Source organism: Alteromonas sp. B31-7 (genome assembly GCF_015767655.1).
GTDB classification, from domain to species: Bacteria; Pseudomonadota; Gammaproteobacteria; order Enterobacterales; family Alteromonadaceae; genus Alteromonas; species Alteromonas australica.
On sequence record NZ_CP065233.1, the window covers coordinates 3695740 to 3720594 of the forward strand.

At 45.5% G+C, this 24855-nt stretch carries 19 protein-coding genes and 1 other RNA gene; 6 read left to right on the forward strand and 14 right to left on the reverse strand.

Translation table 11 applies throughout. The annotated features are described in order from the left end of the window. The gene (gene ppx, locus IUA53_RS16120) at positions 1 to 1554 is read left to right on the forward strand and encodes an exopolyphosphatase (RefSeq protein ID WP_044446253.1); all 1554 of its coding nucleotides are present in this window, start codon (positions 1 to 3) and stop codon (positions 1552 to 1554) included. Positions 1555 to 1695: 141 nt separating this feature from the next. Here ppx and IUA53_RS16125 read toward each other — a convergent pair whose 3' ends face one another. The 4 genes from IUA53_RS16125 to tkt all read right to left on the reverse strand — a co-directional run bounded on the left by IUA53_RS16125 (position 1696) and on the right by tkt (position 7031). Then, positions 1696 to 2595 carry a fructose bisphosphate aldolase gene (locus IUA53_RS16125; RefSeq protein ID WP_044056129.1) on the reverse strand — a complete coding sequence of 300 codons (900 nt, stop codon included), beginning with the start codon at positions 2593 to 2595 and terminating at the stop codon, positions 1696 to 1698. A 118-nt stretch (positions 2596 to 2713) separates the two neighbouring features. Beyond that, a complete protein-coding gene (locus IUA53_RS16130) occupies positions 2714 to 3889 on the reverse strand; it encodes a phosphoglycerate kinase (protein WP_044446251.1) in 1176 nt (391 codons plus the stop codon). A 120-nt stretch (positions 3890 to 4009) separates the two neighbouring features. Beyond that, a complete protein-coding gene (gene epd / locus IUA53_RS16135) occupies positions 4010 to 5020 on the reverse strand; it encodes an erythrose-4-phosphate dehydrogenase (RefSeq protein ID WP_196897427.1) in 1011 nt (336 codons plus the stop codon). A 19-nt stretch (positions 5021 to 5039) separates the two neighbouring features. Further along, entirely contained in the window at positions 5040 to 7031 is a 1992-nt protein-coding gene (gene tkt, locus IUA53_RS16140) for a transketolase (RefSeq protein WP_044446246.1), read from the reverse strand. A gap of 405 nt (positions 7032 to 7436) precedes the next feature. Here tkt and metK point away from each other — a divergent pair, with 405 nt between their 5' ends. After that, on the forward strand, positions 7437 to 8582 hold the full coding sequence (gene metK, locus IUA53_RS16145; protein WP_044056125.1) for a methionine adenosyltransferase: 1146 nt from the start codon (positions 7437 to 7439) through the stop codon (positions 8580 to 8582). A gap of 14 nt (positions 8583 to 8596) precedes the next feature. On the opposite strand, the gene IUA53_RS16150 is transcribed toward metK, so the two are convergent. Then, a complete protein-coding gene (locus IUA53_RS16150; RefSeq protein ID WP_044056124.1) occupies positions 8597 to 9103 on the reverse strand; it encodes a CYTH domain-containing protein in 507 nt (168 codons plus the stop codon). Positions 9104 to 9442: 339 nt separating this feature from the next. Here IUA53_RS16150 and IUA53_RS16155 point away from each other — a divergent pair, with 339 nt between their 5' ends. Continuing rightward, positions 9443 to 9946 (forward strand): hypothetical protein, encoded by a 504-nt coding sequence (locus IUA53_RS16155; protein WP_044446244.1) that lies wholly within the window; start codon positions 9443 to 9445, stop codon positions 9944 to 9946. A 24-nt stretch (positions 9947 to 9970) separates the two neighbouring features. Here IUA53_RS16155 and IUA53_RS16160 read toward each other — a convergent pair whose 3' ends face one another. Continuing rightward, the gene (locus IUA53_RS16160; RefSeq protein ID WP_044449317.1) at positions 9971 to 10468 is read right to left on the reverse strand and encodes a 3'-5' exonuclease; all 498 of its coding nucleotides are present in this window, start codon (positions 10466 to 10468) and stop codon (positions 9971 to 9973) included. A gap of 234 nt (positions 10469 to 10702) precedes the next feature. Next, positions 10703 to 11851: an iron-containing alcohol dehydrogenase gene (locus IUA53_RS16165; protein WP_196897428.1), complete on the reverse strand. Its 1149-nt coding sequence runs from the start codon at positions 11849 to 11851 to the stop codon at positions 10703 to 10705. An 84-nt stretch (positions 11852 to 11935) separates the two neighbouring features. On the opposite strand from IUA53_RS16165, the gene IUA53_RS16170 reads away from it, so the two are divergent. The 3 genes from IUA53_RS16170 to IUA53_RS16180 all read left to right on the forward strand — a co-directional run bounded on the left by IUA53_RS16170 (position 11936) and on the right by IUA53_RS16180 (position 17051). Further along, positions 11936 to 12850: an AraC family transcriptional regulator gene (locus tag IUA53_RS16170; protein ID WP_052364275.1), complete on the forward strand. Its 915-nt coding sequence runs from the start codon at positions 11936 to 11938 to the stop codon at positions 12848 to 12850. 161 nt (positions 12851 to 13011) lie between these two features. Then, entirely contained in the window at positions 13012 to 14187 is a 1176-nt protein-coding gene (locus tag IUA53_RS16175) for an ABC transporter substrate-binding protein (RefSeq protein ID WP_196897429.1), read from the forward strand. Continuing rightward, entirely contained in the window at positions 14187 to 17051 is a 2865-nt protein-coding gene (locus IUA53_RS16180) for an ATP-binding protein (RefSeq protein WP_196897430.1), read from the forward strand. The genes IUA53_RS16175 and IUA53_RS16180 overlap by 1 nt, the downstream gene beginning before the upstream one ends. 24 nt (positions 17052 to 17075) lie before the next feature. On the opposite strand, the gene rnpB is transcribed toward IUA53_RS16180, so the two are convergent. From rnpB to IUA53_RS16215, 7 genes are all read right to left on the reverse strand, one after another. Further along, positions 17076 to 17426: RNase P RNA component class A (gene rnpB, locus IUA53_RS16185), an RNA gene on the reverse strand. A gap of 65 nt (positions 17427 to 17491) precedes the next feature. Beyond that, positions 17492 to 18952 carry a potassium/proton antiporter gene (locus tag IUA53_RS16190; RefSeq protein ID WP_044056120.1) on the reverse strand — a complete coding sequence of 487 codons (1461 nt, stop codon included), beginning with the start codon at positions 18950 to 18952 and terminating at the stop codon, positions 17492 to 17494. Between the two features lie 88 nt (positions 18953 to 19040). Further along, positions 19041 to 21557, reverse strand: a complete 2517-nt coding sequence (secD, locus tag IUA53_RS16195; RefSeq protein WP_196897431.1) for a protein translocase subunit SecD — start codon at positions 21555 to 21557, stop codon at positions 19041 to 19043. Positions 21558 to 21661: 104 nt separating this feature from the next. Beyond that, positions 21662 to 22027, reverse strand: coding sequence for a hypothetical protein (locus tag IUA53_RS16200; RefSeq protein ID WP_044446236.1), 366 nt, complete (start codon positions 22025 to 22027; stop codon positions 21662 to 21664). Positions 22028 to 22176: 149 nt separating this feature from the next. Continuing rightward, complete coding sequence (locus IUA53_RS16205) at positions 22177 to 22917, reverse strand: alpha/beta fold hydrolase (protein WP_044446232.1); 741 nt, start codon at positions 22915 to 22917, stop codon at positions 22177 to 22179. A 5-nt stretch (positions 22918 to 22922) separates the two neighbouring features. Then, complete coding sequence (locus IUA53_RS16210; RefSeq protein ID WP_231401174.1) at positions 22923 to 23588, reverse strand: fibrobacter succinogenes major paralogous domain-containing protein; 666 nt, start codon at positions 23586 to 23588, stop codon at positions 22923 to 22925. Positions 23589 to 23663: 75 nt separating this feature from the next. Further along, positions 23664 to 24614 (reverse strand): SDR family oxidoreductase, encoded by a 951-nt coding sequence (locus IUA53_RS16215; RefSeq protein ID WP_196897433.1) that lies wholly within the window; start codon positions 24612 to 24614, stop codon positions 23664 to 23666. Between the last annotated feature and the right edge of the window lie 241 nt (positions 24615 to 24855).

Consider the following 24855-nt stretch of genomic DNA (forward strand, 5'->3'; position numbering starts at 1 on the left):
ATGACCCAACATGAAACCGTATTAAGCTCAGTAGAAAGCCGCGAAACCAATAAAGTCGCAGCATTAGACATTGGTTCTAACAGCTTTCACCTCGTGGTAGCGCGTATTGTGGCTGGGTCAGTTCAAATTCTTCACCGTGTGAAACAAAAAGTTCGACTGGCTGAAGGTCTTGATGAAAACAATGTTTTATCAGAAGAAGCCATGGAGCGTGGCTTAAATATGTTGCGGGTTATTGCCGAAAGCCTACGCGGCTTCGAGCCAGATTCTGTACGTATTGTTGCCACACATACACTGCGTAAAGCGGTAAATGCCCGAGACTTTATCAATCAAGCCAAAGAGATCCTTCCCTATCCTGTCGAAGTTATTTCTGGGGTAGAGGAAGCTCGTCTTATTTATTCTGGCGTTGCCCACACCAATCACGCTGATGGACAACAGTTAGTGGTTGATATCGGCGGCGGGTCAACTGAATTTGTGATTGGTAAGGGGTTTAAGCCTTTGCTGTGCAGAAGCTTACAAATGGGCTGTGTGAGCTACACCCAACGCTTCTTCCCCGATGGCGAATTAAAAGGTAAGTCATTTGATCGTGCCATTACTGCGGCGGCACAAGAACTTGAAATGATTGACGGCAAGTACCGTCGTCTCGGCTGGGTACAGTGTATTGGTACCTCAGGTACCATTCGTTCATTATTTACCTTGTGCCAACAAGACAATGCAAATGGTCATGATGTGCCTGTCACCCAAAAAAGCCTACGCAACCTAATGAAAGAGTTTGTCAGCGCCGGTCATGTAGACAAACTTAACTACCCGAACCTAAGCGATGATAGGCGAGTAGTTATTGCAGGCGGCTTAGCCATATTAATTGCCGTGTTTAAAGCCTTAGACATAGAAGGGTTAACCTACTCGTCTGCGGCGCTGAGAGAAGGCGTGTTATATCAGATGGAAGATGAGCTTCATCATGCTGATATTAGAGGCAGAACCGCCAGCAGCCTAGCGACGCGTTACGACGTAGACACGGCGCAAGCCACGATGGTGTTAAACACAACCTTGCAGTTTTTCGATCAAGTGGCAAAAGAATGGAAGCTTAAAGGAAAAGATTTCAGAAGTATGCTGGGTTGGGCAGCGCTGCTGCACGAAGTAGGAATGCAAATTAACACCCGAGGCATTCAAAAACACAGTGCGTATATTTTGGCAAACGTAGACATGCCAGGATTCACCCAAGAACAACAGTTGCTGTTGGCCACCCTCGTACGCTTTCATCGCAAAAAGATACGCACCAACGAGTTACCGAACTTTAACCTATTTGAGGACAATGCAGTAAAACGCTTAATTGCCTTATTGCGGTTAGGGGCGTTGTTGAATATTAAACGCCAAGAAGGCTTTGTTCCTGACGTCAAAATACACGTTGATAAACATACACTTACCCTTACCTTCCCCGACGAATGGTTAGATGAAAAGCCAATTATCTCAGCAGATTTAATCAGAGAAAGTGTGTATTGGAAAAGTCTAGATTTGTCGTTGGTGATTAAGCCCGACATCACAAAACTAGAGAGTTAGTTAACACAGAAGCTTTCGATATAGCCTATAAGTAAGCAACGGTTAACAACAGATAACGGCAAGCGTTACCCTAAATGGGCGGGAAACAAACACAAAAAAGGAGAGCAACGCTCTCCTTTTTTAATGAATTCATATTTTACTTTATGACTTTGACGCCTGATAGATGCCTTCAATCGCTGCATCTAGTGTCGCTTCAAATTCTTCTTGGCTTTGCTTAGCCGAAACACCTTCGGTAAGTGCTCTTGAGAAACTAGCAATAATACCTTGGTTTTCAGCCAATTTCGCATTCGCATCATCGCGGCTATATCCACCAGAAAGTGCGACCACTTTCAGTACCCGCGGATGATCGACAAGCTCTTTGTAGAAATTCGCTTCCGTAGGCAAAGTCAGTTTCAGCATAACTTCTTGGCCTTCATTCAGTAAATTTAGCTGAGTGAGGATTTCAAGTTTCAGTAATGCTTCTGCTTCTGCTTTTTGAGGGCTGTTAATGTCAACCTCAGGTTCAATAATAGGCACTAACCCTGCGGCGAGAATTTCCTTACCCACTTCAAACTGCTGAGCAACCACATCTTTGATACCTTGATGGTTAGCGAGTTTTACCACGCTACGCATTTTTGTACCAAATACGTCTTGCGCAACCGCTTTCGCTAGCAGAGCATCTAGGCCGACAATAGGCTTCATTACCTGCACACCGTTGCTTTCAGCCTCTAGCCCTTTGTCCACTTTTAAGAAAGGGATAACACGCTTTTTCTGCCACAAGAAATGCGCAGTAGACATGCCTTCAATTTCTCTATCAAGTGTGTTTTCAAACAGGATTGCGCCTAATACGCGCTCACCGCTAAAAGGGGTGCTGGTAATAATGCGGGTACGCATTTCATGAACGAGGTTGAACATTTCTTCGTCTGAACTGTATTCAGACTCTTCAATGCCATAAAGACGCAATGCTTTAGGTGTACTGCCGCCACTTTGATCTAGGGCTGCAATAAAACCGGTTTGCGTATTGAGTTTATCCAGCATAGCTTGCTGAGCTTGTGATGCCATTGCAACACTCCTTTTTATATTCCTGTCCTGTGGACAGCTGTAGGGTTTATAGTTATAAGCCGGTGTACGTCACTGTAGCACCGGCAAAATCGTTTCCGATTCTTGTAACCTGTTAGTATTATTTATTTTTTTCTTCTAACATGGCTACTGCAGGTAGTGTTTTTCCTTCTAAAAACTCAAGGAATGCACCACCACCTGTTGAGATATAAGATATCTTGTCAGCGATTTCATATTTATCGACTGCAGCTAGTGTATCACCACCTCCTGCAATTGAGAACGCATCACTTTCGGCAATTGCTTGAGAAAGCGCTTTCGTTCCCGCACTGAACTGTTCAAACTCAAAGACACCTACTGGCCCATTCCATACAATGGTGCCGGCATTTTTAATAATAGACTCTAGAGCTTTTGAGGAATCAGGGCCGATATCAAAAATCATATCATCATCAGCGACATCAGATACCGCTTTCAGGGTGGCTTGTGTATTTTCATCAAACGCTTGCCCTACCACAACATCAGTAGGTACTGGAATGTTACCGCCGTTAGCCTGTGCTTCGTTCATAAGCTGAGTGGCTTGTTCGGTTAAATCCATTTCCACAAGAGATTTACCAACATTGTGACCCTGTGCTGCAATAAAGGTATTGGCAATACCGCCACCAACAATTAACTGGTCAACTTTTTCGGCCAACGTTTTTAATACCGTAAGTTTTGTAGAAACTTTAGAGCCACCCACAATGGCTACCATAGGGCGCTTAGGGTTATCTAAAGCCTTGCCAAGCGCGTCAAGTTCAGCCGCAAGTAGAGGGCCTGCACACGCTTTAGGAGCAAACTTAGCGACGCCATGAGTAGAGGCTTGTGCACGGTGTGCAGTACCAAATGCATCCATCACAAAGATGTCGCACAGGGCTGCGTATTGCTTCGCTAGGGTTTCGTCGTCTTTCTTTTCGCCTTGGTTAAAACGAACATTTTCCAAAATAACCAATTCACCGTCGGCAAGTTCCACGCCATCAAGGTAGTCTTTGACAAGCTTGACGGGAACATCGAGCGCGTCGTTAAGGTAATCGACAACAGGTTGTAGTGAAAACTCATCGGCAGGCTCCCCTTCAGTGGGGCGGCCAAGATGAGACATCACCATTACCGCTGCGCCGGCTTCTAAGGCCGCTTTAATCGTGGGAATAGATGCTTTAATACGCGCATCAGAAGTCACTTTGCCGTCTTTTACCGGCACGTTTAAATCTTGTCTGATTAGAACACGCTGACCGTTAAGGGCCATATCGCTCATACTTGGAATTGCCATTGTCTTTCCTATGTTAATTTAAATTTACCGCCCCTGTGAATCAACAACATGATTAACAAGGGCATATTAACTTATGAAAGCTGCGCGGGTTGTGCTACCAACCCTGGCAGCATTGATGCATTATTTTGCGTCGAACATCGCTTTGGCGGTGTCGAGCATTCGGTTAGCAAAACCCCATTCGTTGTCACACCATACCAGGGTTTTAACCAGCTGCTTATGGCTTACTCGCGTTTGTGTGCCATCTACAATACACGAGTGTGGGTCATGATTAAAATCTACCGACACCAAAGGCTCTTCGGTGTAATCCAAAATTCCCTGTAATCGCCCCTCCTTTGCACTACGAAGCGCCTGATTTACCTGCTCAATAGTGACTTTAGCATTAAGGCTGACACTTAAGTCCATAGCAGTGACGTTTATCGTGGGCACACGCACAGCGATTGCTTCAAACTTCCCTGCAAACTTAGGCAGAATACGCTCTATACCTGCCGCTAAGCGCGTATCAACGGGAATAATTGACTGGCTTGCTGCGCGGGTTCTGCGCAAATCTTCATGGTAAGCATCAATCACTTGTTGGTCGTGCATAGACGCGTGAATAGTCGTAATTGTTCCACTTTCTACGCCAAAAGCCGCATCAAGCGCTTGGATGACAGGCACAATACAATTCGTGGTACAGGATCCGTTAGAGACCAACTTTTGTTCACTGGTTAACGTATCTTCATTGGTACCAAAAATAACGGTATTGTCTAAATCTGTGGTACCTGGTGAAGAAAAAAGCACCTTGCCTGCCCCAGCATTGATATGCGCCAGGCCTGAGGTTCTATCATCGAATTTACCGGTGCACTCTAGCACAATATCCACGCCTAAGGCTTGCCACGGCAGGTGATTAATGTCAGGTTCGGCTAACAGCTGGGTAGGGCTCCCCGCCACCTTGAGGGTATTATTTTCTAAGGCCACATCAAAACGGAACCGCCCGTGGGCGGTATCGTATTTAAGCAAATGTGCGATGCCTTCGGGCTTAGCAATGTCGTTGATGGCCACAACGTTAAACTCGTTATTGCGTCCACTTTCATAAAGTGCACGCAACACGTTGCGACCAATACGACCAAACCCATTTATGGCAATATTTACCATAGGCTTATTTATTTACCTCTTATAGAGACAGTGCCGCCTCTACTACCGCGTCAGTAGTAATGTTGAAGTGCTTAAACAACTCGCCAGCAGGCGCAGATTCACCGAAGGTGTCCATACCGACAATCGCGCCATTAAAGCCAACGTATTTGTACCAGCTGTCTTTAGATAAGGCTTCAACTGCAACGCGCTTAACCACACTTGATGGCAATACGCTTTCGCGGTATTCCGCTGACTGACGATCAAATACATCAGTAGATGGCATAGACACAACGCGAACTGCTTTACCTTGTTCAGTCAGCTTATCTGCGGCTTCCACTGCCAACTGTACTTCTGAGCCTGTACCAATCAGAATTAACTCTGGCGTACCGTCGCAATCTTTCAGTACGTAACCGCCTTTTGCAATATCGGCTACCTGTTCAGGCGTTCTGTCTTGCTGCGCCAAACCTTGGCGAGTAAAAATCAGCGTGGTTGGGCCATCAGTGCGTTCGATAGCCGACTTCCACGATACCGCAGACTCTACTTGGTCACATGGACGCCAGTTGTCTAGGTTTGGCGTTGCACGTAGTGCAACCACTTGCTCTACCGGCTGGTGAGTAGGGCCATCTTCACCCAATCCAATTGAGTCGTGGGTGTAGACAAAAATAGCTGGCTGCTTCATAAGCGCTGCCATGCGTACCGCGTTACGCGCATATTCCATAAACATAAGGAAGGTTGCGCCATAAGCTTTAAAGCCACCGTGAAGGGTAATACCGTTCATCATGGCAGACATACCAAACTCACGCACACCGTAGTAAATGTAGTTACCTGATGCGTCGTTTGCTTCAACCCCTTTGCTGCCATCCCAAATGGTCAAGTTTGAACCTGCTAGGTCGGCAGAACCACCTAGAAGCTCAGGAAGCAGTGGGCCGAAAGCATTTAGCGCGTTTTGCGACGCTTTACGTGATGCAATGTTTTGTGGATTAGCTTGAAGCTCGGCAATAATGGCATCAGCTTTTTCGCTGAAATCAGCCGGTAGCTCACCATTTACCCGGCGCTTAAACTCAGCAGCAAGCTCTGGGTAAGCCGCTTCATAGGCTGCGAAAGCCTCATTCCACGCGCTTTCGGCTTTAGCGCCCTTCGCTTTACCATCCCAGCCAGCATAAATGTCGTCAGGAATTTCAAAGGTGCCATGACTCCAGCCCAGTTTTTCACGCGTAGCAACAATTTCATCGTCGCCCAATGGTGCACCGTGGCAAGACTCTGTACCTTCTTTATTTGGCGAACCAAAACCAATGGTAGTTCTACAGCAAATAAGGGTCGGTTGAGCGGTATTTGCTTGGCCTTTTTCAATAGCTGCTTTCACTTGCTCAGCATCGTGACCATCAACACCTTCAATCACTTCCCAGCCGTAGCTCTTGAAGCGCGCAGGCGTATCGTCGGTAAACCAACCTTCTACTTCACCGTCGATGGAAATGCCATTGTCATCCCAAAACGCAATCAGTTTGCCCAAACCTAGCGTGCCTGCTAGTGAACAGGTTTCGTGTGAGATACCTTCCATCAAGCAACCGTCACCTAAAAAGGCGTAAGTATGATGATCAACAATGTCGTGACCGTCACGGTTAAACTGTGCAGCTAGCACTTTTTCAGCTAGCGCCATTCCCACTGCATTGCTAATGCCCTGACCTAACGGCCCTGTGGTGGTTTCTACACCAGGCGCATAACCGTATTCTGGGTGACCTGGCGTTTTAGAGTGAAGTTGACGGAAATTCTTCAACTCTTCAATAGGCAATTCATAGCCAGAAAGGTGAAGCAATGAGTACAACAACATAGAGCCGTGGCCGTTAGAAAGCACGAAGCGATCGCGGTTTGCCCATGAGGGGTTGGCAGGGTTGTGTGCTAGGAAATCTCCCCACAATACCTGTGCAATATCGGCCATCCCCATTGGGGCGCCCGGGTGACCAGATTTAGCTTGTTGAACAGCATCCATGCTTAATGCACGGATAGCATTGGCGAGTTCACGACGAGAGGGCATGTTGTCTCCTGATTTTATTTGTATCTTTCGTATTCAAGTGAGCGTGGAGGTAAGGCTTTTGCTCAACTTCTTTATACGCTTGAATGTGGCGTTATTCTTACCTATGCCACCTTACAGTTCAATGGGTTTTCATTGCCAATAACGAAAGTCATAGTAAAAAATGGTCTATAGCGTGACCTATACGTATTCGATAAACAATAAAAATAACCATCTTTATTTCTTCCTTAAACTTCGCGTCTTGTATTGTCGTTCGGTTCAGGCCCTGTATAACCCTATAAATGATCGGGTAATGTCAACTATACGTGACGAAAGACTTTTAGACGTCTAGAAGTAAAGACTGGTATTTATAACTTGTTTTAGTACAATATACGACTATTTTGATAATTTAACGCTTACGGAGCATTTATGGCCACGCATTTATTCACATCCGAGTCAGTGTCTGAAGGACATCCGGACAAAATTGCTGATCAGATTTCAGATGCCGTTCTTGACGCAATTCTAGAGCAAGATCCTCGCGCTCGGGTGGCCTGCGAAACGTATGTAAAAACCGGTATGGTTTTAGTCGGTGGTGAAGTCACTACCTCAGCGTGGGTAGACATTGAAGAGCTAACCCGTAAAACAGTAAAAGAAATTGGCTACACGCACTCTGACATGGGCTTTGATGCCGACTCATGTGCGGTACTGAATGCTATTGGCAAACAGTCACCTGACATTAACCAAGGTGTTGATCGCGCAAGCCTCGAAGAACAGGGCGCCGGTGATCAGGGTTTAATGTTCGGATACGCCAGTGACGAAACTGACGTATTAATGCCAGCGCCGATTACGTACTCTCACCGTCTTGTGCAAAAGCAAGCTGAAGTGCGTAAATCAGGAAAACTTGACTGGCTGCGTCCCGACGCGAAAAGCCAAATTACCTTTAAATATGAGAACCACAAGCCAGTAGGCATTGATGCCGTTGTACTTTCAACCCAGCATTGTGATTCTGTGAGCACGGAAACGGTTCGCGAAGCGGTAATGGAAGAAATCATCAAGCCTGTACTACCAAGCGAGTGGATTGACGCCAGCACCCGCTTCCACATCAACCCCACTGGCCGCTTCGTTATTGGCGGCCCCATGGGCGATTGTGGTTTAACCGGTCGTAAAATCATTGTAGATACCTACGGCGGTATGGCCCGTCATGGTGGTGGTGCATTCTCAGGTAAAGATCCCTCAAAAGTTGACCGCAGTGCAGCCTACGCAGGCCGTTACGTAGCGAAGAACATTGTTGCAGCAGGTTTGGCTAAGCGCTGTGAAATTCAAGTGTCTTATGCCATTGGTGTGGCAGAGCCAACGTCTATCAGTATCGATACCTTCGGCACAGGTGTGGTTGATGAGAAAACACTAGTTGCCCTTGTACGTGAACACTTTGACCTGCGCCCTTACGGCCTTATTCAAATGCTAGATTTAGAGCGCCCTATTTATCGCCCCACAGCGGCATACGGCCACTTTGGTCGCGATGAATTCCCATGGGAAGCTACAGATAAAGCAGACGCGCTACGCGCGTCTGTATAAGTCCGAATATAGATTTACGCAATGACTTGCTGCCCGCTGGAAATGACCATGTCGGGCAGCCCATATCTCGCCAAAGCCACGTTTTGAAATTCCTTTCGATGGGTCACCTCTAAGTCAGCAAAATCTGGCGGCAAGAATTGTCGGCTACTGATTTCACTGTCAAATTCAACCTCAACCAGCTTTAGCGGGGCAAGGTTGCCAACAAAAATATCAACGACCAATTGATCGCCAAAAAAATCTATTCGATAACGCTTCTTCTCCACCCTCATATTTTGAGTTAATGGCCAGAGGTCATTAAATTGCGCTGCGTTTAATTCTATTCGTGTGTCTCGACGTTTAAGCCCCATGCCCTGTTTCACAGTCATAGTGTAATGGCCACCTTCATCACGAATTCGAATGTGTTTATCCCGTTCGGTCGCTAAATACCCTTGGCGAATAACCACCGACTTCCGGGTATCTAGCAATCCCTCTGGAACATAAGAAACCACAAATTTGCGTTCAAACTCCCATTCCGTTTGCATTTCTCATCTCCTGACACTCACTAACGTAAAACTCCCCTTTACTGCATTGGGATAATCGCATCATCGTTGCTCGATAACTTTAAAAGTGACAACACACAATCACTTCTCTCATTTAAAATTAGTTCAGTATGGAAAAATCTATCAAGTTTATTTTCATACTTTTCAAATCGGACTACACTTAAAGTGGGTATATAGCGGTTACCAAGCATTTTTACACCTCACAAATCATATTGTTAGCAGAGAAACTCAGTGAGGATGACTCCCTTACTATTTTTTTGCGAAAGCAAAATGACGCCTTCGCGCAACTCGGCTTATGAACACATTTAGGGAACCGTTACCATGCACACAAAACACACAGGCGTAGCATTTATTGCTTTATGCGCCATAGTTGTTTGTTCATTGCCGGTTTATGCAGCCTCGATGACCTCGGATTACCGTGTGGCGGGCTATAGGGAAATGGGTTATGGTCCCATTGTTTTTAAAAGTAAAAAGTTATCAGGGTGGCAACTTCAAAGTCGATTTAATTATCAATCTAGCCCGTATTATGCTGCTCCGTGGATTGAAAACGCAGTGTTACCGGTAAGTGTCACTAGTGTGCGTGCCAGCCACGCTTTTTCTTTCGTACTGCCACAACGGATTTACGCTTCGTATGATCGTGCCGACGCCACCATGAGGTCGTCAACTAACTGGCAATACCTTCCAGCGAATATGGGCACCTTTACGCGATTAGGTTGGCTGCTGGGTGACCCAGAAACATTGAACATGGCCATTGAATATGAACATAGAAAAGTAGGAAGCAGCGAAAATAATGCACTTTCTCTTGGTGTACACTACTGGTTCTAGCGCTGTTGAGTATAGTGGCTTTATTTAGGCTATTTGCTTCGTTTTCACAAATGTCTTTTGAATAATAAGTGCATCAGTACTGGCTCGATGGCGAGAGTCCTTTGTATGATCTTCAATATCAGACTTAACTTGGTGCCAATACTCCATCTGCGTTTCATTCAATACGTAATCTAAAGCGCGACAAGTAAAGCTCATTTCCACGCCAGATGCTGCGTACAATTTGATAAGCCAGGGGTTATCTACCACCCACCCATCACTATATACCTGTGTATTGCTAAGAAAATGATTGAGCTCATGACACACACGAATAGGACTTAAACCATGGTTGTTTAGCATTTCGCGGGTTATGCCATGCAAGGCTTCGGCTTCTTCATCCCAATGCACCCAGTGATCGAAAGGCCTGATTAATTTGCACCACTTTGCACCATCATGGCGCACAACACCAATTTCAATGGGGTAACTCTTGGCCCCAAACCCGCTAGCTTCCACATCTATAATGGAAGGAGGATACGTATTTCGCAAGCTAGCTCCCGTTGCCGCCCGCACAACGGGCTACCGCTTTACTTAATCGCAGCATCACTGCGTATTTACTGTCTTTTTATACGGAGACGGGGAAATTAGTGTCTTCGACAACCCCAAACCGGCACCGTATTACTATGTCGTCTCTGTGACTTAATTTAGACTAATAGTAAAATCGTGCCAGTTTGCGTGTCAGTTTTATTAAACCTTAATTTACCTTATTTAAAGGTATGAGACTTACTTGGCCACCGCCAGAGAAAGTATCTCTTTGCTGACTTCAGGCGTAATCGCTTGATGCTCACCCAACGCCACCATTTTATGCTTTTCAAGTTGCGCAATAATGGCGTCGATTGCCGATTGCTGATCGCCCTCGTGTTCGGTTAGCGTAGTGGCCACCGATAAGCTTTGGTAAAAAGACTCAATGGAATCGATGGTTTTTTCAGCAATATCGTCCGATGGTGCTAGGCCAAATACGTTTTTACCCATTTGCGCTAATTTGTCTTTCTTCGTATCAATTTGAACACGAAGCAGTGAAGGCTGAACGATGGCCAGTGATCGCGCATGATCCACACCATATAAGGCCGTTAACTCATGACCAATCATGTGGGTTGCCCAATCGTGCACAACGCCAGAGCCAATTAGCCCGTTTAATGCTTGGTTTGCTGACCACATTAAGTTGGCGCGCCACGCGTCATCTGGATTATCTACCTCTTTACCCAGCGCAATAAGCGTTTTAAGTAAGGTTTCTGCGTAGCCATCTTGTACGGGCGCATTTTGTGGATAGGTGAGGTACTGCTCACATACGTGCACAAACGCATCAACCAAGCCGTTGACCACTTGGCGCTGAGGCAAGCTTTTGATAACGTCAGGGTCTAGTACAGCAAACTTCGGATACACCAAAGGCGACATAAAGGGCAGTTTTTGCTTCGTGGCTTTCTTGCTGATAACCGAGCCACCGTTAGACTCAGAACCCGTCGCCGGTAGGGTTAATATAGCGCCAATAGGCAACGCGTCATCTACAGTATGGGCACCGGTAAGAATGTCCCAACCTTCACCTTCGTATTTCGCACTCGCGGCGACGTATTTAGCACCATCGATAACACTCCCGCCACCTACGGCAAGAATAAAGTCGATGCTCGATGCTTTGACTTGTTCAACGGCTTTGTCCAGAGTTTCCACTGTTGGGTTTGGCTCTACGCCGCCAAAGGCTTCCCATGTATAGCCATCAAGGGCGCTTTCTACTTGGTCATATACACCATTTTTCTTGATAGAACCGCCGCCATAAAGCACTAGTACTCGCTGTTCTTTAGGAATAAGTGTATTTATTGAGGCTATTTGGCCTTGGCCAAACTGAATTTTTGTTGGGTTACTAAATGAAAATTTCACGGTCTTTCCTCTGTATTTTTGTGCCTGTGTTAATGCATAATAGTGCCAACATATAAATAAAAACCGTCTAATTCTGGAAACAATTTGCCTATTTCTACAAAAGCCCCGTTTTCGTCATCAGATATACAGTGTCTTGCTGCGTTAGCCTGCGAGTTCTTATTGGCGCAAGGGAAGTCTCATCTCAATGGAGTAATAAAAACCCCCGTTGATGGCGTACGACTATTTAGAGATCCCACAGGATGTAAAAAGCAGCCGTTACTATACCAGTCAGGCATTATCATCATGCTTAAAGGTAGCAAACGACTGTACATAGATAGTAGGGAAATTGTCTATAAAAAAGGCGACTATTTGGTTCTAGGTGTCCCTTTGCCTGCAGAATGCGCAGCCTTCACCGATGATGACGACTGTATATTGGGGCTAGTGGTAGATGTTCCCCCCTCGTTACTGGTTGAATTAACACAGTTAACACCACGAGAGGCGTCTTCAGCGCGCCCCACATTTACGGTGAGTCAGCAATCGTTAGACACGACCATTGCTGATGCAACCCACCGCTTATTAGCTGCATTTACCAATAAAAATAAAGCGTTAGCCCTAGGTGCAAGTTATGTTCGTGAAATTATTTACCATGTTCTTAATGGCCCAGCAGGTTACGTACTGAGTGGGCTAACCGAAAATGGCCATTACGCCCGTGTAGCCAAAGCCCTTCACATTATTCACGAAAAGTATGCAACGTCGTTAAATGTAGAGCAAATTGCCCGTGACGTTAACATGAGCCCATCAGGCTTTCATCGCGTGTTTCGTGAGGTGGTACTAGACACCCCAATTCAATACATAAAAAAGGTACGTTTAGCAAAAGCAAGAGAACGCATTAATGGCGGGGAGCGTGTGAGTGAGGCAGCTGAAGCAGTCGGTTATAAAAGCGTTTCTCAATTTTCTCGTGAATTTAAGCGCTATTATCAGTTTACGCCGTTACAAGATAAATCCTCTGAAATAGCGTAAAAGCGCTAAAATACAGCATAGATTCAAACGATTAGTTATTTGTATCACCCACTAACCTTACTTATCAGTAAAAAAATTAGACGAAAGAATAAGGCCACAAACAGTCAACTCTATTTTTAATGATATAGAATTGAAGATGATTATCATTTTTGTGACTACGTATGTCTTTACGCAAATTTTTCGTGTTTATTTTTCTTTGTTTTACTTCACTTTCGCTAACGGCAGCAGAAGGTGATGCACCGCTGTACGTAGGTATTGATGCCGACTTCTCGGCGGTAGCCATTGAAGGGGGTTTTGCCATTAAGCATGGTGCCGAAATTGCTGCAGAAGAGATTAATCAATCGGGGGGGATTCTAGGGCGTACGTTAAAAATTGTTTCCTTAGATCATCGTGGCAACCCCGCCCGAGGTATTTATAATCTTCAGCAGTTTTCCCAAAATCCGGATTTATTAGCAGTCATGGGCGGGGTGCATACGCCAGTCGCCTTAGCTGAATTACCCTTTATACATGAACAAAACCTGCTGTTTTTAATCCCATGGGCTGCGGGCACACCGCTCATTGACAACGGATATACCCCTAACAACGTTTTTCGAGTGTCGGTCAGAGATGAACAGGCGGGGCAAGTATTAATTTCACATGCCAAGAAAGTAAACGCCACCCGCATTGCACTTGTTCTTGAACGTACGGGCTGGGGGCGCTCGAACGAAGCTTCACTAACCCAAGCGGCGAAAGCACAAAATATTAATATTGCGGCTACTCATTGGGTTAATTGGCAACAAAAGTCTTTTAGTGACGAAGCAGAAAAAATTAAAGCGGCTGATGTCGATGCCGTTATCTTAGTTACAAACGCGCCGGAAGGCGCAGTGGTTGTAAATGCATTGCATCAAAGCAAACTTGCTGCATTGCCGATAATATCCCATTGGGGTATTGCATCAGGGAACTTTGCAGAAAGGTTAAATATTCTCCCTTCGCAGCTTAACCTTGCTATATTACAGACGTTTCACTTTCATTATCAAAATAATATAAAGTCGCAACGTTTACTGAGCGCCTACTTTCAGCAGCATGGTTTACTAGCCCCTGAGGCTATTCCAGCCTCTGTAGGCATGGCGCATGCGTACGACCTCATTCATTTGCTTGCCATAGCCGCTGAAAAGGCAGGCGCGGTTGATACCGATAAACTGCGCGCGGCGCTAGAAAACATAGATAACTATAACGGTGCAGTAAAACTATATGCCCCCGCATTTAGTAAAAACCAGCATGATGCATTAATGGCGAAGGATTATTTTATGACGACGATGAATGACAAAGGCCATTTGGTATTGCTGGAACAGCGATAATGCGCGCACCACCACTTAGAAAACTTCTTCTTAAAAGTATGCTGCCAAGGTTGGCTAGCGTAATTCTAATCATTTCAATATTGCTTTTAGGGATAACCCTTTACTTTGTACGCCTTCAAGTTTCAGACGTACAAAAGCAGTCATTAGAAGGTTTGCAACAAGATTTATCTTTTATCGTTAGCGATACTACACGCCAACTTTCTGATCTCGCGGCTAACGACATTCTCATTAATTCCCTTGTGGATATTGAGCAAAGAGATAGCTATCTCCCCATGTTTTTCCGTTCACTAAACTTAACGCAAGCGAATAATGTCAGCTTTGCTCTTTACGATTTTTCAGGTAAAAAGTTAATCGACAAAAACTTCGATGGCACACTTCCGAATAACTTGCAAAATGCCTGGCAACAGGAAACCTTGGGGGCATCTCAAGCCTACTCTTCAATCAGCCGTTATGGCGTATTAATATCTGTGCCCGTATTGCTCGGTGGTGTAGCCGAGGGTGCCTTAGTGATGTATGTGGATAGCCTGCAGGCGTTACTTGCACCCTACCCCCGCCTAACCAACCAGATAGTCACCGACAACACAGGTACCATTTTATTTAGTAGCGACACCGAGAAGTTTGTTCCCTCTTCACCATTTAATGACGTAGATGTAGAGAATTTTGTGGTTGAAATGGTGCCTTGGGAAAATTTGAGCTTGTACAGTATTAAGCCATCCTCGGAAGCTTACAGAAGCCTGTACTCTCTAGCCATTGTGTTATGTGTCATGATTATTGGCATTCTTTTAGTAGGCCTACATATTGTGCGTACCACGGGGCTACTTGCAGAAAACACGCTATTGAATTTATACACTGATATCGAAAACCGAATTAATACTAAGCAGGGCCAACCTCGTGCTGGCAGTACGCTTGAAGCCAGAGAACTGGTCAATATTCGTGAAGCTTTCGATAAACTGCTTTGGGACTTAACTGAAGTGTCTGTGTCTAACGAACAGTTTTCGAATGTCATCGATTCTATGGGCGATATGCTTGTCGTGGTAGATACAGCCAATGCCGTTATTTTGAGTAACCGTCGATTTGAGGCGTTTTGCGCCGATCAATACGGTGAAGTAGAAGGCACTGTTAAGTTTGTTGTGAATAAACTTAACAATAAATCTAGCGACGAATTAAAGCATTTTTCTATTCAGGACGGCCATGAAAAGCAAATTCGTTGGGGTAAAACAGCACTGAAAGACGCAAATGAAAATGTAAGAGGCAGCATTTTTGTCGGCCTTGATATCACTACTCAACGCTCATTAGAAAGCCACGTTCAAATACTCAACCATGCTATGGATGAAGCAACGGTATCCATCGTTATTTCTGATGTACGACGAACCGGCCAACCTATCATCTATACCAATCACGCTTTTTCCGAGCTTACAGGCTATTCAAGAGAAGAAATTATAGGTAAAAACTGTCGATTAATGCAGGGTGAAGAAACCGAACAAAAAAATATTGCCGCGTTGCGACAAGCCATTATTGACAATAGACCCATCGAAACCACCATATTAAACTATAGAAAAGACGGCTCTACCTTTTTTAACCGTTTAATCCTTACCCCGGTAAAAATTGACGGCGTAGTAACCCATTACATCGGGTTCCAGCAAGACGTTACCCAACAACGACAAGCAGAACTATACCTGCAAGAAGCCAAACAAAAAGCCGAAGAATCTGCCCGCTTAAAATCGGGGTTCTTAGCTAGCATGAGCCACGAAATTAGAACACCTATACACGGTATATCTGGCGTATTACAGCTAATGTCAGATTCCCCGCTTTCCGATGAACAAAAGCATTATTTGTCGCTGGCTAAGTTTAGTATTCAAGGTTTACTGCATATAGTAAACGACATTCTAGATTTCTCGAAAATTGAGGCTGGGCAATTACAAATTGAAGCCCAACCCTTCGACATACTGGAAGAATTAGAAAGTATACAGTCACAGTTTGCTATTTTGTGTCAAGAAAAAGGCTTAGCGCTTCACTTCCACTTTAATTTGCAGGGCTATCACGTCGTTATTGGTGATGCCGTGCGGTTTAGGCAAATTCTGTCTAACTTAATAGGCAATGCTGTGAAATTCACGCAAAATGGTGCCATTGATGTTACCACCAGCATAGAAAGCGTGCCTGACGGTAATTTACGGCTAGTGTGTAATGTACAGGATACTGGTATCGGCATAGCCGATGAAAAACAATCTGGCATTTTCAATGTTTTCACTCAGGAAGACATTTCTACCACCCGCCAATTTGGTGGTACCGGCCTAGGTTTATCCATTAGTAAACAATTGTGTGAGCTTATGCAAGGCAGCATAAATGTTGAAAGTACGAAAGGTGAAGGCAGTACCTTCACCTTTAATATACTTCTTCAAGAGGGCGATGATAGCTTGCTGCTTCCTGCACACGACACTCGTGCATTTAGGCCTACCAAAGGTAATAAACGGAAAATTTTGATTGTAGAAGATAACGATATTAACCAAATCATCGTTAAACAACACCTTAGCCACCATACTACATTGAGCGCCAAATCAGGCATAGAAGCGCTGCAAGCGTTAGTTAAAATGAAGGTGACCTTTGATGTTATTTTAATGGATTGTCAAATGCCAGATATGGACGGCTTTGAAGCCACTCGTCGAATTCGTGCAGGCGACGCCGGAGAACGATATGTGGATATTCCTATTATCGCATTGACGGCAAATGCAATGAAAGGCGACAGGGAAGTGTGTGAAGAAGCCGGCATGAACGACTACCTCAGCAAGCCCTTTGATGCCAAAGATCTTCTCGACAAAGTGCAATATTGGGCGGAGCGTAGTAAGGAAGCTTTAGATAGCCAATAGCTTAGGCCGATTGACACTAAAAAAGAGTGGAGTTGGCCGTAAGCCGGGTTCTGTCGTGGGCAATCATTCCTCTAGATCAGCAATCACTCACTGATTCAAGCAACCTACCCGATCCCCATGCGGGCCACACGTTAAGGGATCCTATTTGGTCTTGCTCCGGGTGGAGTTTACCTTGCCACACTCTGTTGCCAGAGGTGCGGTGCGCTCTTACCGCACCCTTTCACCCTTACCGGCATGTAAACATGCTTAGGCGGTCTTCTCTCTGCTGCACTTGTCGTCGGCTCACGCCGCCCAGACGTTATCTGGCACCCTGCCCTATGGAGCCCGGACTTTCCTCCCCTTTCCTAAGAAAGCGGCGATTGCCAGGCCAACTCCGCGGCGCATTCTACATGAAGTGATGGCGAATAGCGATATGCAAATATTCCCGCTACTCATAGTGGCTATTTTTCGGGGTAAAAGCACGCCTCTACGGCGTTTTTATCCAACAGCTTAGTGACAATAAACACTTGATCGTCTTCTTGAAGTGTAATGCTACCTTTAGGAATTAAGGTTTCTTCGCCTCGCGCTACTAACGCGATAATCGTGCCCTCAGGTAAAGATAACTCGCTAATTGTTAACCCCACAGCCGGAGAACCATAAGGCAGTTCAATTTCGATGAGTTCCCGCTTACTTTTTGCCACTTTAACAATCTCAATGGTATTGGACGCTTTCGGTTTACCTTCCAGCACCAACCCTAATTTACGGGCAGCAAAGGGTAAGCTAGAGCCTTGTAGCAATGCCGAAATTAACACAATGAAAAACACGACATTGAAAATAAGCTCCGCGTTGGGCAAACCAAAAATGAGCGGAAAAATAGCCAATATAATGGGCACCGAACCTCTCAGCCCCACCCATGAAATTAGCAACGCGGCATTGAACGAGAATCGGTTGAGTAAAAGTAGTGGCATAACCACTAAAGGGCGAGCAACAAAAATGAGCACCGCCGCGATGAGTAACCCCTCTTTCCAACTTTGAAACAGTTCTGAAGGCGTTACCAACAACCCTAAAATAACGAACATCGCTATTTGTCCCAGCCATGCTAAGCCATCTAAAAACACAAATGTATTTCGTTGGTACGAAAAACGGCTATTGCCAATGACCACGCCCGTAATGAAGGTGGCCAAAAAACCACTGCCGTCTACATTCGCTGCAAGGCCGAAAGCCAGTACCCCAAACAACATAACAAACACAGGGTACAAACCTATGGCCATTAATGTCACTCGCCTAAACAACCACACAGCAATGCCGCCAACTAGCCCGCCGACTAGCGCGCCTAGCCCCATTTGGCTGGCAAACAAGGTTAATAACTCAAGGGGCTTAGTGGTGCTATCTTGTATTAGGGTAATTAAACCTACGGTAAGAAAGATAGCCATAGGATCGTTTGAGGCGCTTTCTAATTCTAGTGTTGCTTTGATTTTGGCTGGAATAGCGATGCCCGCATTACGCAGTACCGAAAACACCGCCGCAGCATCGGTTGACCCCACTATGGCACCTAGTAGAAGCCCCATATACAAGGGCAAATCTAGGATGTACATAGCAGCTAACCCGGTTACCGTGGCTGTGCCAATAACGCCTAAGGTAGCTAGCAGTGCCGCAGGCTTCCAGGCTCGCATTATCGATTTACGCGAGGTTTGTAAGCCACCATCAAATAAGATGAGAATTAACGCAAAGGTTCCGATAGAGTGCGCTGTGTCTGCATTATCAAAGTGAATACGACCAATACCATCTTCTCCCGCCAACATACCTACGCCTAAAAAGAGCACAAGCACAGGTACGCCAAAGCGTGGGGAGAGCTTACTCGCAAGAACACCTAAAATGGCAAGTACCGCGCTCAGTAAAATAATGTGATCAACTGCAAACATTATCGGTTCCTTATTGGCCCGACGTGCAAAAGACGGCCTTTACACATCGGGCTTTCCTATATTAACGACTATTATGACATATATGTGTTTAAGGTATATGTGCTAACGACGCCTGAATTTCTGCCTTGGTGGGCTTTAACTGGGCTTTCCCTCGTTTTTCCCTACGTTTACCTAATACATATAATAAACCAGAGGTGATAAACAGCGTAGATGAGGTGCCAATCACCACAGCAAATACCATAGGTAACGCAAAACTAGCTACTGCGTCTCCACCAAATACTGCCATGGGAAGCAAGGCTAACAAGGTGGTTAATGACGTAAATACCGTTCGGCTTAAAGTACTATTTACCGCATCGTTAATCGTTTCTTCCAGGGGTTGGGTAGGTTTCAGCCGCAATAGTTCACGCACTCGGTCTAACACCACCACTTTGTCGTTAATTGAATAGCCTATCAACGCCAGTAATGCAGCCACTGCGGTAAGGTTGAATTCAATGCCTGTCAATGCAAAAAAGCCAATGGTCTTTGTTAAATCAAGTAGCACAGTAAGCAAAGCAGCAGTGGCAAAATGTGCCTCAAACCGGGCCCATAAGTATACCAGCATACCCGCTCCAGCAATCAACAAGGCTAAAATAGAGAGCTCAGCGAAACCACCACTGACTTTTGGCCCCACCATATCCACTTTATCAAATGTTACCTGGGTATCTGCATTCGCAATCACTTGTTTAAGCTGGTCGGTGTATGCTGCACCTTCTGCTGATTGCACTGGGGCACGTAACAAGTAGTGGTGCACACTGCCGTACTCTTGAATAGTCACTTGCTCAAACCCTTGGGTGCGAATAAGTTCTCTTAAATTATCAGTAGACAGTGAAGGCGCTGTAAGCTCCACCATGGTGCCGCCAGTAAAATCTACGCCGTAGTGCAAGCCCGGCTTAGTAAATAGCCCTACAGATAACAACGTGAGCACTACCGAAACGATTAGAGCAGCTTTACGGGGCTTTATAAAATTTACGCCTCGCAATTTGTCGCTTAATTTCAGCAGTGGAGACGAGAACGTTAGCGGCTGGCGTCCATACCTATTGGCTCGTCTTCGTACAATGAATTGCATTAATATTTTGGTTAATGCCACCGCGGTAAACACCGAGGTTATTAAGCCTAGAGCAATGGTTATAGCGAACCCTTTAATCGGCCCGCTACCGAACATGAATAACAAACTTACCGCAATGAGTGTAGTAAAGTTAGCGTCGACAATGGTAGCAAAAGCTTTTTGAAAGCCGATATTGATGGCACTTAAGGGAGGCCGCCCTTTTTTGCTTTCTTCTCGAATTCTCTCGTTAATAAGGATATTTGCATCGACTGCCATCCCCATAGTAAGGATGAGGCCGGCAATGCCCGGTAAGGTTAATGTTGCCCCAAACAGCGTCAGTGCACCAAACACCAATGCCATGTTAATACTAAGAGCAAAACTCGCAATAGCACCCCAACGCCCGTATATAGCGACCATAAATGCCAGCACCAGCAAAGCGCCGGCTACGCCGCTTTCAATGCCTGTCTTAATAGCATCACTGCCCAAGTCTGGTCCCACGGTGCGCTCTTCTATTATGCTTAATGGCACAGGTAATGCACCGGTACGTAACATCAGCGCCACATCATGGGCTTCAGGCAGCGTAAAAGACCCCGCAATTTCCCCTCGCCCGCCGGGTATTGGCCCATTAATTACAGGGGCAGTAATTACTTCATCGTCAAGTACAATCGCAAGTACCCGGCCAACGTTATCGCGGGTCATGGTGGCAAATTGTTTTGCTCCTATACTGTCTAATCTGAAGGTCACCACAGGCTGGCCAGTTTGAGCACTGAGGGCGCCACTGGCATCGGTGATATGCTCTCCCTCTAACGCTATATTTTGCTCCAACCTATAGCTACGGCCGCTGGCATCATGGCGCAGCATAAATGCCGATGTGTTGCTATTTGCTTGCCAATGAAAGGACATTTGCGCAGTTGTTCCCAGTAGACTCTTTACCTGAGAGGGGTCTGACATGCCTGGCATTTGGACCAATATTGCGTCACTGCCTTGCAACGTCACCGTAGGTTCAGTTAACCCTGTTTCATTCAAACGCTTTCGAACCACCTCCACGCTGCGTGCGAATGCGTCTTTTAATAACCCTTGAGCGTAAGTATCACTCAGCGTGATAGTCACAGATGTACTTTGACTGGTTACCGCTAACGCGGCGGTACCAGAAGGTTGTGCTGAAACCTGATAAGCCGCAGCGTTAATCTTACTGACATCCTTTGCATCTTTAAGCACAAGCTGAACTTGAAGGGGGGAGGCACTATCTTGTTTTGCATAACGCACCCCTTTCTCTCTTAGTTCGGTTAGCAAAGACGTAGCGTAACTGTGTAGTTGGCGTTCAAATAAGGCATTTTTATCAGCCGACAATAGTAAGTGAGATCCACCTTGTAAATCTAAGCCAAGTGACAGGGTGTTTTGGGTATACCATTGAGGTAAATGTTGCTGGATAGAGTGTGGCAATATGTTGGGAGCCGCGCTAAGCAAACCTAGCACCACGACAAGCCCATACACTAAGCCACGAAGAGATATTCGTGTCATTGTTTTATTCCTGTAATTAATTCTATAACAGGCGCACAGCACTAGGTTTTCGAAATATCAGTGAATAATGCCGAAAATTGAGTTGGGTACGCCATAGGCATGCACTACAGGAATTGGGGAGGTGCCCTTGGATGTATAAGGTAACGAAAGGAAAGTTGAACGGCCTTGGGTGAAACAAGCTCTATTGACGCTTCGGCGGCAAACCGCTGAATAGCTAGCGAAAAAAAAGCGATGTCAGTAGGGGGTTCGCTATCGTCATTGGCAGGCGCTAATGACGCGTTGCCCTGTCTGTGGCTGTAACTCAGTCCAGGGTGAGTGAACTTAGCGAGTGGCGAGGGTGAGGTAACCTCAGCGTGGGCAGGCAACATCTGCCCATTAAAGCCAACACTAAAAATTAGCCACGACAACGCCCACGCCATAACAAAGGGCGTGATCGAAGGGAATGTAATACTTCGATGTGGTGTTTTCACGTAAATGCGTTATCGCTTTATTATTCTAACGGCCCATTGACTGACGCTGTTGCCAGTAATACCAGCGGGCCATGAAGGGAGTAAAATGGCGCCAAAATTAAAAAACTCAAGGACCCGTTAAAAAATAACCTAGCCCCCCGTATTCACGCTTAATGGCTAAACTCACCGTGACGCAAAAAATGAATGGTTTGCTCTGCCACCGCTTTGTTATAGCGCATTTGAGTATGATTTACGTCCACAGTGATGAAATCACGCATGTGTGCCAATTTAGTGGATTCCACCGACACTAAACCGTCATTGGGACCCGAAAATTGAGCACGAGTTAGCATAGATGAGCGGGAGCCAGCAATAATGCCAACGTTAACCTTAACCTCATCAAGATTATTTCCCAAGCTATGGGTTCCTGTGACCAGTGCTTGGCTTATTCCACCACCCACGTCCATTAACCAGGTGCCGTTAAAATGGTCAGCCAATTCGCTGCCTTTATTCGGAGTGCCTATTAACACCACTTCACCAATGTTATCTTTATTCAACGTTGCGAGTTTTCTTTGAAGGTACGAACGAATAACCAGCCCACCTAAAGAGTGTCCCACGAAATGTACTCTAGCCGCGCCCAATAGGCACTTATCAATTTGCGCTGTGGTTTCAAACAAAACACTGCCAACGCTTTCACCTAGGGTGTCATAATCTAACAAGCAAACTTCATAATTAGCCGCCTCTAAGCGATGTGCAAAGCGCCACATAGCCCAATCACTGCGCCCTAAACCATGCACCAGCACCACTAACTCGCTCTTTGAGGCTGTACTCCCCTCATCAACTTCAGAGGCAGCACAACCGACGACGTATAGCGCAGTTATCACACTCAATATACATGCAAAAAAAAACCTCATGACGCTTAAGCCTCCTTCACACAGCGAACCGAGAACATATAGTTTTTATTTAATTTGGCACGGCGAATTTCACCTTTATGGGAATTCCACCACGCGTAAGCCAAAGTGCGTGCAAAAGCTTCTTTTTCAGAGGCGCTACTGCTTGTCCAAAACTCGGTGTAAACACCTTGAGTGAGATACCAATTCCCCACCTTTACCCCAGCGGGGCGGGCATTAAATTGATGAGCGTTAATTTTTGTTTTATCAAAACGCTTCAACCATGAATCAGGTTGCTGCGCTTTTAGGGTAATGGCTACGTCATTGTCACCACGCCACCCTTCGCGATGAAGTTCTTCGACTGCTACACCTATGTGTCGCTCAAGCTCTTTCCAGTCGTCATCAGTGGCAACCCGAAAGCCCTCGGGGCATAGCTTTCTTTCATCCGCTACATCCACCCAGCTATATAAGCGACCATAGGTAGCCAAGTTTTTTTCATCGTCTTTAGGTATAAAGCCTGATGTCACTGGCGAGAGGTCCTGAAACCGTGTGGTTTTCAGGTTTTCAGAGAGCCAAGTTTGCCCACCTAACGTCACGGTTTGATAAAGGTTCCCATCAACATCTTGAACAGACGTTGATTCTCCACTTTTATCAGGGTTCGCGTTATTAACAGGCAGTGCCGCTAGATTCAACATAACTATTCCTAAAACAAACGCTAAAATTTTCATGTTACTGACATGAAGAACTGCAAAGGCGCAACGAGATACAACCTATAAAGACCAATTAAACGACGTAGCTTCTTCAGATCGTTCCCACAAAGTAGTTAATACAGGCTTATCTAAAACGAAAGGCTCTAGCTTACATTCACCCACTGGCCCACCAAAATTCATTAGCCCTGTAGGGCCATAGTAAGCGCGCTCTTTTAGAGGTGTTTCTGTGGCACACATCACTTCAGGGTAGGCACCTCTTTCGGCAGATTGCGCAAGCCCTAGCTTCACCATAATCCACCATGACACGCGCGTCATCACACTTGCGCTTTCTCTAATAAGTGAGGTATTCGACGCACCTGGGTGACACACATACACTTTTACGTTTCTATTCGCAGCTGCAATTTTGTCTTGTAGCTCATAAGCAAACATCATTTGTGCTAGCTTACTTTGACTGTAGACCTTATTCGGGTGGTAGTTTTTATCCCAATTCATATCGTCGAACTGAATAGTTCTTAGCCCCATTTTATGCCCTTCACTTGAGACAACCACAATACGACCTGAAGTAGCGTCGATGCGCTCGAACAACAAGCCGCACAGTAAAAAGTGGCCATAGTGGTTTACCCCAAGCTGGCTTTCAAAACCATCCACTGTTAGTTCTTGTTTTGAAATTTGTGCAATCGCACCGTTACAGATTAACGCGTCTATGTGGGGGACGTTTTCGAGTATTTCATCGGCGGCAGTGCGAATAGAAGACAAATTAGCCAAATCGATAACAATGTAGCTGACGTTGGCGTCTTCACCAAATTCTTGCTTTAGTTCACGAATGGCGGCGTCCGATTTACTCGGGTTTCTATTTAACATTACGACATTAGCGCCTTTCGACAATAAAATTCGCGTAGCTTGAAAACCCGCACCTGAATTTGCGCCGGTAATGAGATACGTTTTACCCGCAATAGATGCGATGTTTTCTGGCGTCCAGCCTTTCGGACCAAATTGATTATCAAACGACATAAATGACCTTTTTATTTTACAGTGACTGTCTAACGTTGATTCAACGGCACGGCGTTTAAATAACCGCACTTGGACAAAAAAATCGGAAAAGGTGAAAACCTTAACCACTAATTGGTATGTACTATAAGGTCATCATTGCAATAAAAATAGGCGAAATAATCGCTAAAACATGCCTAATTGTATCAACTTAATCTAAAACAAAAAGGATAGAGGACAGAAGAGTGGGGAGAAAGAACACGTA